At 37.6% G+C, this 17003-nt stretch carries 16 protein-coding genes; 15 read left to right on the forward strand and 1 reads right to left on the reverse strand.

Annotation, left to right across the window (positions count from 1 at the left end):
- Positions 1–5 precede the first annotated feature (5 nt).
- The gene (gene flgA / locus ACYQ0E_RS04155; protein WP_460186988.1) at positions 6–755 is read right to left on the reverse strand and encodes a flagellar basal body P-ring formation chaperone FlgA; all 750 of its coding nucleotides are present in this window, start codon (positions 753–755) and stop codon (positions 6–8) included.
- A 169-nt stretch (positions 756–924) separates the two neighbouring features.
- On the opposite strand from flgA, the gene ACYQ0E_RS04160 reads away from it, so the two are divergent.
- From ACYQ0E_RS04160 to pseB, 15 genes are all read left to right on the forward strand, one after another.
- Positions 925–1896, forward strand: coding sequence for a chemotaxis protein (locus ACYQ0E_RS04160; protein ID WP_460186989.1), 972 nt, complete (start codon positions 925–927; stop codon positions 1894–1896).
- Between the two features lie 2 nt (positions 1897–1898).
- Entirely contained in the window at positions 1899–3395 is a 1497-nt protein-coding gene (locus ACYQ0E_RS04165) for a hypothetical protein (protein ID WP_460186990.1), read from the forward strand.
- 497 nt (positions 3396–3892) lie between these two features.
- A complete protein-coding gene (gene flgB / locus ACYQ0E_RS04170; protein WP_460186991.1) occupies positions 3893–4297 on the forward strand; it encodes a flagellar basal body rod protein FlgB in 405 nt (134 codons plus the stop codon).
- A 22-nt stretch (positions 4298–4319) separates the two neighbouring features.
- A complete protein-coding gene (flgC, locus tag ACYQ0E_RS04175; protein ID WP_460186992.1) occupies positions 4320–4730 on the forward strand; it encodes a flagellar basal body rod protein FlgC in 411 nt (136 codons plus the stop codon).
- Positions 4731–4745: 15 nt separating this feature from the next.
- A complete protein-coding gene (locus ACYQ0E_RS04180; RefSeq protein WP_460186993.1) occupies positions 4746–5438 on the forward strand; it encodes a flagellar hook assembly protein FlgD in 693 nt (230 codons plus the stop codon).
- Between the two features lie 126 nt (positions 5439–5564).
- Positions 5565–7007, forward strand: coding sequence for a flagellar hook protein FlgE (locus ACYQ0E_RS04185; RefSeq protein WP_460186994.1), 1443 nt, complete (start codon positions 5565–5567; stop codon positions 7005–7007).
- A 333-nt stretch (positions 7008–7340) separates the two neighbouring features.
- Positions 7341–8084, forward strand: a complete 744-nt coding sequence (locus tag ACYQ0E_RS04190; protein WP_460186995.1) for a flagellar basal body rod protein FlgF — start codon at positions 7341–7343, stop codon at positions 8082–8084.
- 14 nt (positions 8085–8098) lie between these two features.
- Complete coding sequence (flgG, locus tag ACYQ0E_RS04195; protein ID WP_460186996.1) at positions 8099–8890, forward strand: flagellar basal-body rod protein FlgG; 792 nt, start codon at positions 8099–8101, stop codon at positions 8888–8890.
- A 66-nt stretch (positions 8891–8956) separates the two neighbouring features.
- Positions 8957–9685, forward strand: a complete 729-nt coding sequence (locus ACYQ0E_RS04200) for a flagellar basal body L-ring protein FlgH (protein WP_460186997.1) — start codon at positions 8957–8959, stop codon at positions 9683–9685.
- A gap of 420 nt (positions 9686–10105) precedes the next feature.
- Complete coding sequence (locus tag ACYQ0E_RS04205) at positions 10106–11206, forward strand: flagellar basal body P-ring protein FlgI (RefSeq protein ID WP_460186998.1); 1101 nt, start codon at positions 10106–10108, stop codon at positions 11204–11206.
- Positions 11207–11225: 19 nt separating this feature from the next.
- Positions 11226–11765, forward strand: coding sequence for a rod-binding protein (locus ACYQ0E_RS04210; RefSeq protein WP_460186999.1), 540 nt, complete (start codon positions 11226–11228; stop codon positions 11763–11765).
- Positions 11766–11809: 44 nt separating this feature from the next.
- Entirely contained in the window at positions 11810–13576 is a 1767-nt protein-coding gene (gene flgK / locus ACYQ0E_RS04215; RefSeq protein WP_460187000.1) for a flagellar hook-associated protein FlgK, read from the forward strand.
- 4 nt (positions 13577–13580) lie between these two features.
- Positions 13581–14609, forward strand: coding sequence for a flagellar hook-associated protein FlgL (gene flgL / locus ACYQ0E_RS04220; protein WP_460187001.1), 1029 nt, complete (start codon positions 13581–13583; stop codon positions 14607–14609).
- A gap of 62 nt (positions 14610–14671) precedes the next feature.
- Complete coding sequence (locus ACYQ0E_RS04225) at positions 14672–15967, forward strand: murein transglycosylase domain-containing protein (protein WP_460187002.1); 1296 nt, start codon at positions 14672–14674, stop codon at positions 15965–15967.
- Between the two features lie 33 nt (positions 15968–16000).
- The gene (gene pseB, locus ACYQ0E_RS04230; RefSeq protein ID WP_460187003.1) at positions 16001–16996 is read left to right on the forward strand and encodes a UDP-N-acetylglucosamine 4,6-dehydratase (inverting); all 996 of its coding nucleotides are present in this window, start codon (positions 16001–16003) and stop codon (positions 16994–16996) included.
- The last annotated feature ends 7 nt before the right edge of the window (positions 16997–17003 follow it).

The raw sequence follows: 17003 nt of genomic DNA on the forward strand, positions 1-17003 counted from the left end.
AAAGTTTATGGAACTAAGACTTTGTTTGGAGCAATAACTATGCCTTTAATGATTTTTTCACTGGCATTGTTTTTAATTTTTACTTGTTCGTCTGCAACGGCATCATTTAATGCGGTGCCTCTTGTTTTAACTTCAATACCTCCAATGCGGGTAATAATATCAACTTGTTTGTCTTTAAAGACCCAAAATTGAGGTTGTAAGTCATTAATTTTAATCACTCTATTTGGTCCAATTGAACTTTTCGTTCTCATGCCGATGACTTTGTTGATATTAATCATCGCGCCTGATGGTACATTTTTATAATTTAATAACGTTTTTTGTACATCTTCAGCTTTTATAACGGCACGTTTTAGAATTCCATGAGTCGAAATAATGACAGGCATATTGCCTTCAACAATAACAGGAACATAAACTCGCCATTTAGGCTGCTCACAAAGTACGCTTATGGTTATTCGTCCAACGATGTTCTCTAGGTCTTTGTCAACAAGTTGCAGTGGCGTTTTGCACTGTGGTAAATGCAATTGCGGTGATAGTTTTCTAAGCTGAATTTTAGGGTCAAATATCTTTTGGTCAATTTTTTGCTTAACATGCTTAGTAACAAGTTGGTGTATCTCATCTAAAGACTGATATGATTGTGTTTCAGTTTTGGGTTGTGAAGCTTCAATCTTTGTTGTTTGATTTGCTAGGACATGGCTATTTACCAATAGCATGTTGGTGGTAATAACTAAGATGGTGAGTAGTTTAGTTGTTTTCATGCGCTCAGTCTAACACGACTGTGAATGGCTTTGAAAGTGATGAAGATAGAGTAACTTAGGTAAAGATTCAACGTAGTTTAATTCAAGATCATTCATGTTACTGAATATAAACTGTATGAAATACCGATAGATATGCAAATAGATTTAAATGGAATAAGGTGGCCTTAACATGTCGAGCTTTTTAAAAGGGGTTGATCAAAGAACATCTCTTGCAGGTATGAACCGAATGGAGCTTCTTCTTTTTACAATAAAAGGCAAGCAGCTTTTTGGGATTAATGTATTTAAAGTACGAGAGGTGATTAGAACACCAGAGATCTCGTCAGTGCCTAAAGCAGACCCTAGAGTTGTGGGGGTTGCTGATATTCGTGGCCATACTATGCCAATGATTGATTTAGCCAAATCTTTAGATCTAGAGCCCGTTGACCCAAAAAAATATTCAGAAAGCTTAACAATTGTGACTGAATTTAATAGTTCTATTCAAGGTTTTTTGGTAGAAGACGTTGATCGAATTGTCCATCTTCGTTGGGAAGATATTTTGGCACCCCCAGATAGTTTACAAAATGTTAATTATTTGACAGGTATTACTCGCGCCCAAGATCAAATAGTACAAATTGTGGATGTTGAAAAAGTTTTGGCAGAAGTGTCAGGTTTATCTAATGAGGTGTCTGATGAATTTATTTCAACACATATGGATAAAACCAAAGATCAAGAATATTTTGTGCTTGGTGCTGACGATTCAACCGTTGCGCGTAGTCAGTTAAAAAATATTCTCGATAAAATGGGGATTGCCAACAAGATAGTAAATAATGGTAAGTTAGCACTCGAATTTTTAAAAAAATGGGCTGATGATGCCGATAAGGGAATTTCGTCCAAAGTAAGTGAACGTGTATTAATGGTGATATCAGATATCGAAATGCCTGAAATGGATGGTTATACCTTAACGACCAGTATTCGTAAGGACGATCGCCTTAAGGATATTTTTGTTGTTCTAAACTCTTCATTAAGTGGTGGTTTTAATGAGTCCTTAACAGAAAAAGTTGGGGCTAATGTCTTTTTATCTAAATGGCATTCTGATGAGTTAGCCAATACCGTTGTTAACCGTATTGATGAAATGAATAAACTGAAGCAGCACCAGGCTTAAAAATGAATTTGTCTAAAGCGTTAATTCACATATTAACAATAACTTTTATGTTTATGGGGTTGTCTTATGCAGATGAGACAGCGCTAAATTATAATGATGTTTGTATTGAAAACCCCAATACGCCAAAATATAAGTGCGCTGTAGATTATGGCATTGATAATAACTCGGCCGATAAAAATGGCGGTCAATCAGGTAACGGATCTGCTAATGCTTCAACGGGCGGCTTAAATAATAATGCTGGTGGTTATTCAGCAGGCCAATTAGGTCAAGACTCACCAAATTCAATGTCTTCAAATTCATCAAATCCCAATAACGGTTCTGCAAACACTGCCGTAGCTAATGGCCAAGAGCAGTGTGTTGTGGTTAAAGGTTCTGCTAGTTCTGACGGTGTAAGTAAAGCTTTTGCCAGAAAAATGGCAATTAGAGATGCGTTACAGCAGGCCAGTTTAAAAAATAATGTAGTGGTTAAGACAGACCAGTCTGTTGAGGGGTATCAACTTAAGCTTGATAGCAGCCGATTCATTTCAAACAGTAAGGTCAAAAGTTTTGATGTATTAAAAGAAGGCTACGAAGAAGCCAGTGATATGTATGGTAAAACCAAAATAGGCCCGTTAAATTACGAAGTAACCATGAAGGTCTGTTTAACCGAGGACAGTAGTGTTTGTTCAAATCTACCTGGTAATAAATACCAAACACGTCTAGCTATTGCCCCAGTTGTTTTTCCTTTTGCCAATCAAGCCAATGATATCTCAAATTTACTAAATGGCTATCAGCTTGAGTTAGAGCGTAGAATTCGTAATCAAGGATATAAAAACTATACGCGACTAAATGAACCTGTTGATTTGCAAGATAATATCCAAGTAGCACCTAACTTAGATTCTGAATCTCTGTTAAATATTCGTAATCAAACTGGCGCGCAGTATTTATTGTTAACTGTAATACGCTCCATCTCTTCGCATCAAGAAGATACTGTTCTTAATAGTATGAAACGTCTTTATGATTTAGAAGTAAAACCAAGTGATCGTTTTGTTGAGGCCGATTGGTACCTGGTAGATTTAATTAATAATGAGGTTGTACATCAGTCACGAGGTGGGTTTGATGTGCATGGTGATGTTGTTGTGGGTAGAGACCGACCTTTTGGCTCTAATGCTTTTTTTGCAACCAATACCGGCAAGGTATTTCATGCTCTTTTAAATCAAGAAGTCACTGATTCAATGGATTATTTAAATTGTAAATCTTTTGAAAGTGAAGTGATTGATGTTAGAGATAATGAATATATTATTTATCTTAATGCTAACTCAGGAGCCAAGGTTGGTGATGATTTAGCGGTTTATCATAAAACAGGTAGGCCTGTACGATTTGGTGGCCAAGACTTAGGGACAGATCAATTACCCGGTGCCTTTTTAAAAATTACTCGTATTTTGCCAAAGTTTGCTGTTGCTGAGGTAACTGCCAAAAAAGGCCTAATTCAAGTTGGTGATAGAGTTAGAGCTTGGTGAAGCTACGTAAGAGTTTATAAATATCAATAAGCCTGTTTTTTAACAGGTTTTTTTATATCTAAAAGAGCCTATTTATACGAATCAAAACACGGTTAGAAATGGATAGAAATCACCTAATATTCGTTAAATAACTTGATAATAGCGGGCTATTATCTGCATTATGTGTGGTTATTAAGCAGATGTCTATTGGATTTACCAGGCCTGGTAAATTGATAAAAAATTCTTTTTTATTACTTTTTACATAATTGTTTTTTACGCTAATTGCCTGTTTTATATGGTTATATTTTCTTGCCGTATTGTAGGTGGCAATATTTTCCGCTTTTTTATTAAAGTTTTTAAAAATCGGCCGATAACCGACACTTTTTCAAAAACTTTAGTCTTTTTTAAGTAAATATTGCAAAAAAGTTCAGTTTGGCATCTCTGTTGCTACCTTCACATTACTAAAGGGTGTAAGTGTCAAAAAATACTTTCACTTAAAACATCATAAGGAAACTTAAATGTCAGAGTCTATTTTTGGTATTCATGAAGCCGCCTTAAAAATTAGAACTGAAAGAGGTCAGGTGTTAGCCAATAATTTGGCAAATGAAGATACCCCTAATTTTAAGGCTAGAGACATTGACTTTAGAGCGGCGATGAAAGATGCCAGTGCTCAAAGTAAAAGCCCTTATGAAGTAGAGATGAGTAAAACAGATTCTGGTCATATTAGTGGTGATAGTGGTTTTACCTCTACATCACAATATTTAATGTACAGACAGCCTACTCAGCCATCATTGGATGGCAATACGGTTGAAACACATATTGAAAAAGCACAATTTATGGAAAACGCCTTGCAACAACAAGCCACCTTAGAGTTTCTAAATGGCAAAATTTCAGGCATTCGTGGAGCACTTCGTGGTGAATAGCCATGAGTAAAGAGAGATAAAAATGTCAATGTTCAATATTTTAGATATTTCCGCTTCGGGGATGCATGCACAAACTGTTCGTTTAAATACCATTGCCTCTAATATGGCTAATGCAGATAGTGTGAGTTCAAATAAAGATGAAACATACAAATCTAAACAGCCTGTTTTTCAAACGATTTTAGAAGGCCAGGGTAATGAACCTACTGGTGGTGTTAGAGTAAAAGAAATTGCAGAAAGCGAGGCGCCACCTATTATGGAGTACAGCCCAAATCATCCAATGGCCGATAAGGATGGATACATCTATAAACCGAATGTAAATGTGGTTGAAGAGATGGCAAATATGATGTCGGCATCACGTTCGTATGAAACAAACATTGAAGTGATGAATACCTCAAAGCAATTATTACTACGCACCATTCAGTTGGGTCAATAGGTTAAGGAGTAAGTTATGGCAGATTATTTTCCAGATATTACATCGGGTAATTCAGATTACTTAACAGCATTGCAAGAAAGCACAAGTTCAAGTCTTTCAGGAACCGATACGGTGATGGGGCAAGAAGATTTTTTAACGCTATTAACCACGCAATTGCAAAACCAAGACCCATCTGATCCGATGGATGCAACTTCATTTGTTACGGATTTAACTCAAATGAGTCAGCTTCAAGCAACAACGGAAATGAATGATTCGATTGTGGCTATGACTCAAGGTTTTCAAAATCTACAAACTATGCAGGCGGCTTCAATTATTGGTAAAAATGTTCAAGTCAATGGTGAAGATTTTTCTCATACAGAAGGCGCGATTTCTCAGTTTACATTATCTGCAGACCAGCCATTAACGGATGTTAATGTTGTGATTAGTGATGAAAATGGAGTGGTTAAAGAAATGAGTTTGAGTGATATGCAAGCTGGAGACAAAGTGGTTGATTGGAGCGGTTTAGATAATTATGACAATGCTAAAACATCAGGTGTTTATTCATTAACGGCCTATGGAACGAATAGTGATGGAGATCTTCAGTCTATCAATACCGTTGTGCCTTCAAGAGTGAATTCGATTGGCATAAATACAGACGGTAGCATGACGTTAACGCTAGCAACTGGCGAGAAGGTCGCTATGGATACAGTACGTGAGATTAGCGGGTAAATAGAGCCGTAAATTAATCTGTTTTATGCTGATTAATTATAACTATAGAACAAGTTAAACAATTAACGCATTTATGAAAATGCAAACTAAATAAATACACAAAACACATAGAATGGGAGAGTCACCATGGCTTCATTTGATTTAAATGCTTTAAGTGGTATTAATGCAGCATCTAACGGATTATCGGTTATTTCTAACAACTTAGCCAACGCGCAATCAGTTGGTTTTAAGAGTTCTCGTGCTGAATTTGCAGATATGTTTTCTGGCGCACAAACCTCACCAGGTTCGGGTGTTCGTGTAGAAGCGATTACCCAAGATTTTACCCAAGGTACTGTAAGTGATACTGGCCGTGATTTAGATATGGCCATGAATGGCGAAGGTTTTTTTGTTCTACAAGATCAAACAGGTAAATATGACAATATTTATACACGTAATGGTTCATTTAAATTGGATTCAGAAGGACTTTTGACAGACCAGTCTGGTAATGAAGTTCAAGGGTATTTATTAAATGAAAGTTTATCAACTGAAACCGATCCTGTATTTAGTACCGCTCTCTCTTCTATTGATTTAGATGCGTTAAATAAAGAGCCAAAAGCAACCTCTGAAATGGTTTATGACATTAACCTTGATGGTGAAGAAGTTGATAACGTTGATTCTACTGGTGTTTCTGTTGGTACGGATTTAACACAACTAACGACACCTGGTGATGATAATTCAAATGCTTATGATGGCTTTCCTGACTATTTTTACCCTATGACGATTAATGATAGTTTAGGGGGTGAACATACTTTAAATGCCAACTTTTATAAAGATTCAGTAGAGCCACAAGCCACATCGTTAATTGATGCGGATGGTAATACGGTAGCCGCAGGTTCAGGGGTGAAATACTCTTCATGGTTGGCGCAGTATACGGTAACAGCAACCGATGATTCGGGCAATACAACATACACTGGGCATGATTCCACTACCGGTGACCAGGGTAAAGTGTATGAATTACGTTTTGATACCAATGGTGGGTATTTAGGTGCATTTGACCCAACAAGTGCAACACCGGATGTCAAGGTTACTCCAACGTTAGATTTTGTGGTAGATAACCCATCAACGGGTGCAACAGATCCATTGGGCGATGCCGCTGGGATATCTCTTGATTTTGGAGATATGAGTCAGTTTGCAGGTAGTTATAATCAGCGTGGTACTACTCAAAATGGTTACTCTATTGGTGATTTAGTTGGTTTAACAACCGATTCTAGTGGTGTGATTGAAGCGCGTTATTCAAACGGACGTTCAATTCCCGTTGCACAATTAGCAGTAGCAACGTTTACCGATAAAAATGCCATGGAAAAATTGGGTGGGCAAACTTATGCTCAAACCTATTCATCTGGTGCCGTTCAATTAGGGCAACCAGAAGAAAATGGATTTGGTTCCATTGTGTCAGGTTCTTTAGAATATTCAAACGTTGATACAACCGCTGAGTTGGTAAATATGATTCAAACCCAAAGAACTTACCAAGCTTCTGCACAAGTTCTTTCAACATCACAAACATTGACGCAAACAATTTTAAACTTGTAATGCGTTAAGTTTTTCGTTTTCTGGTCTTGCCGGTACTTTGTTACCGGCTTTTTTATATCTTAAATTTACGCTTCAAACTCCCACATATAGGTTTATCGACCATTTTCTAAAAAACTTGAGTAATAAAAACAATTATTTTGGCATAGTCTCTGCTAAATAATTTGATGAGCGCAATAGCGTGTCAAAATGCTAACGCACAAGGGAAACACTTTCGGGCAATTAGACCCAACTAAATATATGTGTTTCAGGTTAATAGGGTGAGTAAAACATACTCATCCTCTTTTTGACTAAAAGTTTTTTGAAAGATACATCAACCTAGTTTGGAGCAATGTCATGGATCGTATGCTGTATATCGCAATGAGTGGCGCAAAAGAAGTCATGCTTTCACAGGCGAACAACGCTAACAACTTAGCAAATGCAAATACGGATGGCTTTAAAAAAGATTTTAATATCTTTAGAGCGCAGGATGTTGAAGGTCCAGGCTGGGATTCACGTGCTTACTCTCTGGATGAAAGGCCTGCTACTGATTTTTCGGCAGGCGCATTAAAAGTCACGGGGCGTGAACTAGATATTGCGGCCAATTCAGAAGGGTTTATTGGCGTTCAATCACCAGCTGGTGATGAGGCTTATGTAAAAACCGCCAGTATGCAAATATTGGAAGATGGAAGCTTGGTCGATGTAAAAGGCAATCCAATTTTAAATGAAGGGGGGGCACCAATTAATATTCCTCCTGTTAAAAGTATTGCCATTGGTGATGATGGCACCATCTCTATCGTACCCGCAGACTCACAGAGTAATCAGTTGGTTGTTTTAGATCGAGTAAGGTTGGTTAAACCTAATGTTGATGATTTAGAAAAGGGATTGGACGGATACGCTCGATTAAAAGATGGCGCGCCTGCTTTAAACCAAGAACCTGTGAATATTGTGAGCGGTGCTTTAGAAGGCAGTAATGTGAATACCGCCGAAGCTTTAGTCAATATGATTGAACTATCCAGAAAATACGAAATGCAGGTAAAGATGATGGCAACGGCTAAAAGTCATGCTCAAAAATCTGATTCACTGTTGTCGATTAGTTAATTTAGGGGAATAAAATGAATAGAGCATTATATGTTGCAAAAACGGGCTTAGAAGCTCAGCAATTTCGTTTGGCCGCCATCTCTAATAACTTAGCAAACGCAAATACTTATGGCTACAAATCTGGGCGAGCAGAGTTTGATGATTTGATGTACCAAAACATTCGCCAGCCAGGTGCTCAGGCCACGCAAGATGAGGCAAATACCTTGCCATCTGGATTACAGCTTGGTACTGGTGTAAAAGCTGTGGGTGTGCAAAAAATTCATACTCAAGGTAATTTGATGGTGACAGATAATCAACTGGATATTGCGGTTGAAGGTAAAGGTTTCTTTCAGACTTTAGACCAAAATGGTGACTTAATGTATACCCGTGATGGTTCATTTCAAGTCAACCAAGATGGTGACATTGTGACGTCATCAGGGTATTTACTAGAGCCAAATATAAACATACCTCAAGATGCCACCGAAATTTCTATTTCAAGTGATGGTGTAGTTACGGTATCTCAGCCTGGCAATGTTGACCAAAATGAAGTAGGTCAAATTGAGCTGGCTACTTTTATTAACCCAGCAGGTTTAGAGTCTATTGGGCATAACTTTTATAGAGAAACCACTGCAAGTGGAACGCCTAATACGAATAACCCTCAAACAGAAGAAGCGGGTTCAGTAACGCAGGGTGCTTTAGAGGCTTCAAACGTAAATACAGTTGAAGAACTGATTGGCATGATTGAAGCGCAAAGAACCTATGAAATGAATTCAAAAGCTATTTCTGCCGCTGACGGCATGATGCAATATCTCAATAATAATACCTAATTTATAAGGGAGTGATCGAAAGAGCTCTCTACTTACTTTAGAGTAAAAGAGAATAGGATGAGAAAAATGAAAACGCTAATGAATAAAAAAATTGCTACCTTTGGTTTATTGCTTGGTGCTTTGGTGTTAACTGGTTGTACAACAAGTACCCCCGAAAGAATGCAACACATGAGTTATGCACCAAGTTATCCTTTAAATATCCCAAAGCCAGCGCAGCCAAAAAATGGCTCTTTATACCAAAATGGCGCAATGACATTGTTTAATGATGCCAGGGCCCATAAAGTAGGCGATATTATTACGATTGCTTTAAGTGAAAGTATGGTAGCTAAAAAGAAAGATGAAGCAAAATATAATAAATCGAATAATCAAGACTATGGGGTAACCACGCCATTTAGTGTGACCACGCCCAATAATATTGTGGGTAATGCGGTGAGTGCAGTAACTTCACCTTTAAAAGGGTTAAGTTTAGGTTATGGGTCTCAAAATGATTTTTCTGGTAAAAGTGACGTTAAACAAAACTCAAGTTTAACAGGCTCTATAGCGGTTACTGTGGTGGAAGTTATTCCCAATGGCAATCTAGTTATACGTGGTGAAAAGTGGATTACGATTCACGATGGTGATGAGGTTGTTCAGTTTGCGGGTATTATTAGACCAGAAGATATTCAGCCAGATAACACAATTACTTCAGAAAAAGTGGCTGATGTACGTTTAGTTTATAAAGATGTAGGAATGACTGGTAATACGGCGCGCCCAGGTGTTGCAACACAGTGGCTTAATAAATATTGGCCACTGTAGAGTGGTAGCCTGAATCTAAAGGATTCTATCTTGTTTTTCTTGCGACCCTATCTCATGCAAAGGTCTCACAAAATAAAAAATATCAATCATTGTTAAGGTTGTTAGTTTTAGGACTAACAGCCTTTTTTGTTTTTACGCGATTATTCTTTATGTATTTGCTGGCGATTATATTCGTCTTTTAGAGATGGTTACAGGATTTACCAGGCCTGGTAAATTGGTGTTTACAGACTTATTAACGTATCGATTTAAATTAATCCAAAAATTGATATCGGCAGACTTTATTTATTCTTTAATTTTTTGATTCTATTGGCATAGGCTATGCTTAATAATTAATAGCTAAATCCGTTTATTAAAGACTGAACGGAAAATAAAATAAAAATAAGCCATAAAACCAGAAAGAACCGCATACAGGGGATTGAAATGTACAGTAAACAGATAGTCATCATTTTGACATTACTTATTTCGTGGAGTAGTTGTAGCTATGCGGAAAGAGTCAAAGACATTGCCGATGTTGCCGGAGTAAGAGCTAACCAACTGGTTGGTTACGGATTGGTTGTTGGTTTAAATGGCTCAGGTGATAATACGCCTTTTGCTGAACAGAGTTTAATTAGTATGTTAAATAAGTTTGGCATAAAGTTACCGGCAGGAGAAAAAACAAAAACAAAAAATATTGCTGCGGTTGCCGTACATGCAGAATTACCTGCATTTGCAAAATCAGGACAAAAAATTGATATTACAGTTTCATCATTAGGTAATGCTAAAAGCTTACGTGGTGGTACTTTGCTATTAACCCCGTTAAAAGGGGTCGATGGAAATGTGTATGCATTAGGACAAGGTAATTTAGTAGTAGGTGGTTTAGATGCCAGTGGTGCAGACGGTTCAAAAATAACGATTAATGTACCCAGTGTTGGACGAATTCCAGACGGTGCAATGGTAGAAAGAACGGTTAATACCGGGTTTGACCTAGGCAATACCATTACCCTTAATTTAAAAGATGCAGACTTTACTACGGCATCAAACCTAGTGAATGCCGTGAATAAAGAATTAGGCGCTGGTACGGCGAGAGCTCTTGATGGCGAATCAGTAGAAGTTATGGCGCCAAGATTGCCAAATCAACGTGTGGCATTTCTTTCAATTTTAGAAAATATTCAAGTAACCACGGGTGAAGGTGCCGCTAAAGTCATTGTAAATTCGCGAACAGGTACGGTGGTGATTGGTCAAAATGTTCGAGTTAGCCCAGCTGCGGTGACTCATGGTGGCTTAACCGTAAAAATTACTGAAAATACAGAGGTTTCACAACCTAATGCCTTTGCTGGAGGAAATACAGCCGTTACACCAAACTCGGTTGTTGATGTTCAGCAAAATGGTTCTGGAAGAATGTTTAAGTTTCCAAAAGGAGCCTCTTTAAACGATATCGTTCAAGCGGTCAATAAAGTGGGAGCCGCACCTGGAGATTTGGTTGCCATTCTTGAAGCTCTAAAACAGGCTGGTTCGCTTAAAGCCGATTTAATGATTATTTAATCATTCTGGAGTAAGATAAATGGATATATCAAGCAATGTATTAAATCTACCCGTTAAAAATGATGCTTCAAAAACGTATCAAAATTACTCCAATATACAAGGGCTAAATGATTTAAAGCAACAAGCACGAGAAGATCAACGTTCGGCCTTAAAACCCGTGGCCGAACAGTTTGAAGCGATGTTTGTTCAACAGGTTTTTAAAGAAGCCAGAAAAGTGAGTTTTGACGATGGTTGGTTAGATGGAAATCAAGGTGATTTTTACAAAGATTGGCACGATAAACAGCTTTCTCAAGATTTAGCGGCTAAAGGAACCTTAGGTTTTGCCGATAAGATAGTAGAGGATTTATTGCCTAGTCTTCCTGTTACACAAAATGCGAAAGAAGCATCAACAGAAAGTGGGCAAGAACCATCGCTTAAAGCATTAAATAATACTCAGCATTATCCGCAGCAAGGTGAACTGAAAGAAGTATCAATTAATGCGCAACAAAACATAAAATTAAAAGAATTAGATTTACAGGCTTCTACCGAGTCTAATCTAAAATTAAGAAATATAAAGTAGCAGATATTGAATGGAATATCTTTTGACTAAAACAGGAGTACGTTATGGCTGATATGTTAACGATAGGTTCATCAGCAACCATGGCTTTTAAAAATGCATTAGATGTAACAAGTCATAACGTTGCCAATGTAAGTACTGATGGTTACAGTCGCCAACGTGCCGAAATTTCGAGCAGCGCAAATGTGGGTGGTGGCTCTTCAGTTACGTCAATCGAACGAATTAATGCGGATTACTTACAGTCTCAACTAATTAATAGTAATTCAATATTGAGTCGTTATGATTCTCAAGTCAGTTTATCTAATCAAGTTGAAGGTGTTATTGCCGGTAATGACAGTGGTGTTCAAGAGTTTATGCAAAGCTTTTTTGACTCTCTGCAAAATCTAGCCAATAACCCAACCTCTTCAACGGGTCGTCAATTGGTATTGGATGATGCGAGTAGTTTAAGTAGTCATATCGAAAACCTAACCTCAGTGCTTAATGACACCCAAGATCAAGTCAATAATCAAATTACAGGTTTAACCACCGAAATTAATAATCACTTAGAGACCATTCAAAAGATAAATGCACAAGTCGCCAACTCTATAAATAATTCACAACAAGCCCCTAATGATTTGCTTGATGAACGTGATCAAGCCGTAATGGAGTTAAGTCAGTATATTGATATTAAATCCTCAGAAAATAGCGATGGTCAGGTGGATGTTTTTTTAAGCGATGGCGGCTTACCTTTATTAGCAGATAATAAAATTGTTCCTCTTAAAGCGGATTTAAGTGAGTATAAAGACGAAAACCGCGTTGAGCTTTATATGACCGTAAATGGGACTACTCAAGTGGTGAGTGACCGTATTACAGGCGGTGAATTAGGTGGCGTGCTCGATTTTAGAACCAATATGCTTGACCAAGCTCAAAATGATTTGGGGGTAACGCTTAATGGCTTAGTTGCCTCAATGAATTGGCAAAATTATCAGGGATATGATGCAAATGATCAGCCTGGTGGAAACTTATTTGAACCTCTTAGTATTGATGGCGTCTTAGCGTCAGAAAATAATACAGAAGATGGTAGTAATATTTCGGTAAGTTTTAACCCTAATCAAGGCGTGTCTGAACCGCCTTATACTTTACCAGAAGCAGGAACTTATGCAGATAAGCAAACCTATTTAGATAATGCAATGAGTCAAATAGGTGAGTTTGCTTCACGTGAATATGAAATAAAAGCCGATGGTACTGGTTATAAATTTTATGATAAAAATACACAAGAAGAATTAACACCTACTTCTGTATCAGGAGATATTTATCAATTAGATGGACTAAGCTTTGATTTAAGTGCCAACACTAATGTAGATGGTGATAGTTTTTTAGTTAAACCACATCAAGAGATATTACAAAATTTTGCGGTTGCTATGACAGATGAAAAATCGCTTGCCACTCGCGGACAATCTCCTGATCCTGCCGATACTACACCTACACCTGCGGGAGATGGTGATAATGTAAATATTGCCAATATGGCAAGTTTACAGTCTGCAAAATTACTATTTTCCGATGAGGGTGGAAACGCCACAGAAACCTTGTTGGGTGGTTATTCTAAAATGGCTTCTAATGTGGGGATGTATGTAAGAAGTTCAGAAATACAGCAGTCAGCACAAAGTAATGTTTATGATCAGTTAGTGCAGCAAAATGATTCCATTTCTGGGGTGAGTTTAGATGAAGAAGCAACCAATCTTGTAAAATATCAGCAAGCTTATGAAGCGGCATCACAAATTATTTCTACATCACAATCATTGTTTCAAACGTTATTAGGCGTGGTCAGAGGATAAAATTATGAGAATTTCAACCAGTATGTTTCATAATCAAGGGTATAGCTCAATTCAAAAACATCAACAAGATGTTTTGGATACACAGCTAAAGCTGAGCACCGGTAAACAAGTGAATGCACCGAGTGATGACCCCGTGGCCACAACTCAAATTAATTCATTAAATAGTACAATGAATACTATTGACCAATACGCCAAAAATGGTGAGTACGCGAATATGCAACTGGTTCAAGAAGAAACGGCCATTGATGATACCGTTGATTCACTGCAAAGAGCTAGAGAACTAACTGTTCAAATGTTAAACGGTACTTACTCCGCTTCAGACCGTCAAGCAGCGGGTGAAGAAATTAATCAGATTATTCAGCAAGTTCAAAACGCCATGAACTATAAAAATTCAGATGGTGAACTCTTGTTTGCCGGCAATAGTGTTTTTGCAGAACAAGCCTTTGTTGAAGATGTAAATAACCCTGGTTACTATGCTTATATTGGTAGCGCAAATGCAGCAGGGCAAGTTGAATCTGACGGTGTGACCCCGGTTGAAGATCCACAAGCAAATTATGGCGCAAGATATGTTCAAATCGGCTTTGATTCAGATAACTCTCTTACTGCCGATGATGCTGGCGATTCAAGTCGCGTAAGAATTTCTGATAATGGCGATAAGGTCTTTGGCCTTGCCACAACAACAACGTTTACAGGTACACCAGATCAAAATATTTTAAATGTGTTGGTTGAGCTTAAAAATTCATTAATGGCAGGTAATGAACCGCCGGCGGGTATCGCTGATGATTTGGATACAGGAATTGATTCATTATCTCAAGTTAGAGCTGAAATTGGTGGTCGTCAAAATCGTATAGAATCACAATATGATGCTGGGGAAGAATTTAAAATCGCTTTAGAAGAGCGCCGTAGTGAATTAGAAGATATGGATACGGTTCAAGGTGTAACAGATTTAACACAGTCTCAAACGGCATTAGAAATGGCTCAGCAAGTGTTTACTCGTGTTCAAGGCATGTCTTTATTTGATTACTTAAAATAAACCTAATAACCACCTAGACTTGGTCTTTTTTTTGCTAAAGCCTCCTATATGGAGGTTTTTTTGTGGATAAGCAAATCAAAACGATAACAACAACGGTTTTTATGTCTGGGTTAGTATTGCTCAGTGCAAGCTATGTTGCGCCATTTCAAAATTGGGTTTCTTTAAACTCAGTCTCGTTAAATAACCATAAAGAACAACAGGTTGTTAACGTTTTTGAACAGGTAGGTATTCGTTCAATTGTGTCAGAAGATCATCTATCAAAACCTTTGTTGTCTGTTTTGCCAGAGAACTCTGATGCGGATAAAAATGTGGCGATTGTCAAAAAACAAACACCGCTAGAACAAGAAGAGTCTTTTACTAAGCAATCCACATATTCACGACCCATCTTAGATCAAGTCACATACCAGCCTCAAGTGATTCATGAAATAACGCCACCAAAACCAAATGCTTATCAGAATACATCTATAACGCCTATGGCAGATAAAATTTTACCGTTAGTGGTTGAGTTAGAAGACGAGGTCATTATTGAATTTACGGCCGATTATACTGATAGAGATATTGAAAAAGCGATTTCACGCTTATTGGTACAGTCTCAGTCTTTAAATGTGAATGACTTAGTAACAAACAACGTTATTAATACACGTTTAAGACCGTATTTGTATGGCAAAGCGTTAGATCAATATAAAAATCCTATTCGTTATCCGGCACAAGCTTATAAATATGCAGAATATTTAGTGCAAAATAATATTGAAAATATTCATGATGAGCAGGGCGAGTTTAAAGTTATTACCATTCCATTAACAGAACACCAATTACCTAAGTCTATTCAAAATTACCAGGCCTGGGTAAAAGAGTATGCTAAAAAATATCAGGTTTCTGCTGAACTGATTTTTGCCATAATGCATGTCGAAAGTGCGTTTAACCCTAAAGCGGTGAGTCAATCTAACGCTTTAGGGTTAATGCAGGTTAAAGCCAATGCTGCAGGTAGAGATGTTTATCAATATATAGACCAAAGAGCAGGGCAACCGACTAAATCAGAATTGTTTAATCCTAAAGAAAACATTAGAGTAGGCACGGCCTATATGAGCTTATTAAATCATATGTACTTAAAAGATATTCGTAATCCTAGTAATAAAGAATTAGTGGCTATCTCAGCATATAATGGTGGTTTATCGACGGTGTTAAAACTATTTGGCAAAACACCAGAAAAAGCAATAAAACGCATTAATCGGTTGCACCCGAGCCAAGTGTATCGTACCTTAAGATACTCACATGAGTCTGATGAAACAAAACAATACATTGAAAAAGTGACGCAGGCAAAAAATCGTTACAAAGAACTCTTAAATTTTGCAGCTTAGCGGTGTATTACGATTTTAAAAAAGGGAAATTTTGTGTTTGATAATAAAAGTATTTTAATTACAGGTGGCACGGGTTCTTTTGGACATAAATATGTGCAAACCCTATTAGAGCGATTTAACCCTAAAAAAATTGTTATCTATTCGCGAGATGAACTTAAACAGTATGAAATGCAGCAAACCTTTTCATCAAGCAAAATGCGTTATTTTATTGGTGATGTGAGAGATGCAGAGCGTTTAAAACAAGCCATGTCAGGTATTGATTACGTAATTCATGCCGCCGCTTTAAAGCATGTACCGGTTGCGGAATATAACCCAATGGAATGCATTAAAACCAATATTATTGGGGCAGAAAATGTGATACAAGCCGCTTTAGCCAATAAGGTCACGAGTGTGATTGCGTTATCAACCGATAAAGCCGCTAACCCTGTAAACCTGTACGGTGCAACTAAATTAGCGTCCGATAAATTATTTGTAGCCGCTAACAATATCGCAGGTGATTTACCCACTAAGTTTTCAGTCGTTCGCTATGGCAACGTAGTGGGGTCAAGAGGGTCAGTGGTACCATTTTTTGAAAAACTGATTGCTGAAGGCGCGACTAAATTACCCATTACCGACCCAAGAATGACCCGTTTTTGGATTACCTTGCAAGATGGCGTAGATTTTGTGCTTAAAAACTTTGAACGTATGCATGGGGGTGAAATCTTTGTGCCTAAAATCCCATCCATGCGTATTACCGATTTAGCCGAAGCTATGTTACCTGGTGCAGAGCTTGATATTATTGGCATTAGACCAGGCGAAAAGCTTCATGAAGTGATGTGCCCAGAAGATGATTCAATGCACACCATTGAGTTTGAAGATTTTTATGTGATTACGCCCACCATTACCTTTACTCAAAGAGGGAATAGCTACAATACAAATGCATTAGGCGAAACAGGTAAACCTGTAAAACAAGGCTTTGCTTATTGTTCAGGGACTAATCCTGACTTTTTGAGTGTGGAAGATGTTAAAAAATACAATCAAATGATATAGGGTTTCA

This window comes from Thiomicrorhabdus hydrogeniphila, assembly GCF_054656895.1.

What these genes read in the sequence shown, in the direction of transcription:
- flgA (WP_460186988.1), bottom strand. Translation starts at nt 755, where the DNA reads ATGAAAACAACTAAACTACTCACCATCTTAGTTATTACCACCAACATG.
- flgL (WP_460187001.1), top strand. Translation starts at nt 13,581, where the DNA reads ATGAGAATTTCAACCAGTATGTTTCATAATCAAGGGTATAGCTCAATT.
- flgB (WP_460186991.1), top strand. Translation starts at nt 3,893, where the DNA reads ATGTCAGAGTCTATTTTTGGTATTCATGAAGCCGCCTTAAAAATTAGA.
- ACYQ0E_RS04180 (WP_460186993.1), top strand. Translation starts at nt 4,746, where the DNA reads ATGGCAGATTATTTTCCAGATATTACATCGGGTAATTCAGATTACTTA.
- ACYQ0E_RS04200 (WP_460186997.1), top strand. Translation starts at nt 8,957, where the DNA reads ATGAAAACGCTAATGAATAAAAAAATTGCTACCTTTGGTTTATTGCTT.
- flgC (WP_460186992.1), top strand. Translation starts at nt 4,320, where the DNA reads ATGTCAATGTTCAATATTTTAGATATTTCCGCTTCGGGGATGCATGCA.
- flgK (WP_460187000.1), top strand. Translation starts at nt 11,810, where the DNA reads ATGGCTGATATGTTAACGATAGGTTCATCAGCAACCATGGCTTTTAAA.
- flgG (WP_460186996.1), top strand. Translation starts at nt 8,099, where the DNA reads ATGAATAGAGCATTATATGTTGCAAAAACGGGCTTAGAAGCTCAGCAA.
- ACYQ0E_RS04165 (WP_460186990.1), top strand. Translation starts at nt 1,899, where the DNA reads ATGAATTTGTCTAAAGCGTTAATTCACATATTAACAATAACTTTTATG.
- ACYQ0E_RS04190 (WP_460186995.1), top strand. Translation starts at nt 7,341, where the DNA reads ATGGATCGTATGCTGTATATCGCAATGAGTGGCGCAAAAGAAGTCATG.
- ACYQ0E_RS04205 (WP_460186998.1), top strand. Translation starts at nt 10,106, where the DNA reads ATGTACAGTAAACAGATAGTCATCATTTTGACATTACTTATTTCGTGG.
- ACYQ0E_RS04210 (WP_460186999.1), top strand. Translation starts at nt 11,226, where the DNA reads ATGGATATATCAAGCAATGTATTAAATCTACCCGTTAAAAATGATGCT.
- ACYQ0E_RS04160 (WP_460186989.1), top strand. Translation starts at nt 925, where the DNA reads ATGTCGAGCTTTTTAAAAGGGGTTGATCAAAGAACATCTCTTGCAGGT.
- ACYQ0E_RS04185 (WP_460186994.1), top strand. Translation starts at nt 5,565, where the DNA reads ATGGCTTCATTTGATTTAAATGCTTTAAGTGGTATTAATGCAGCATCT.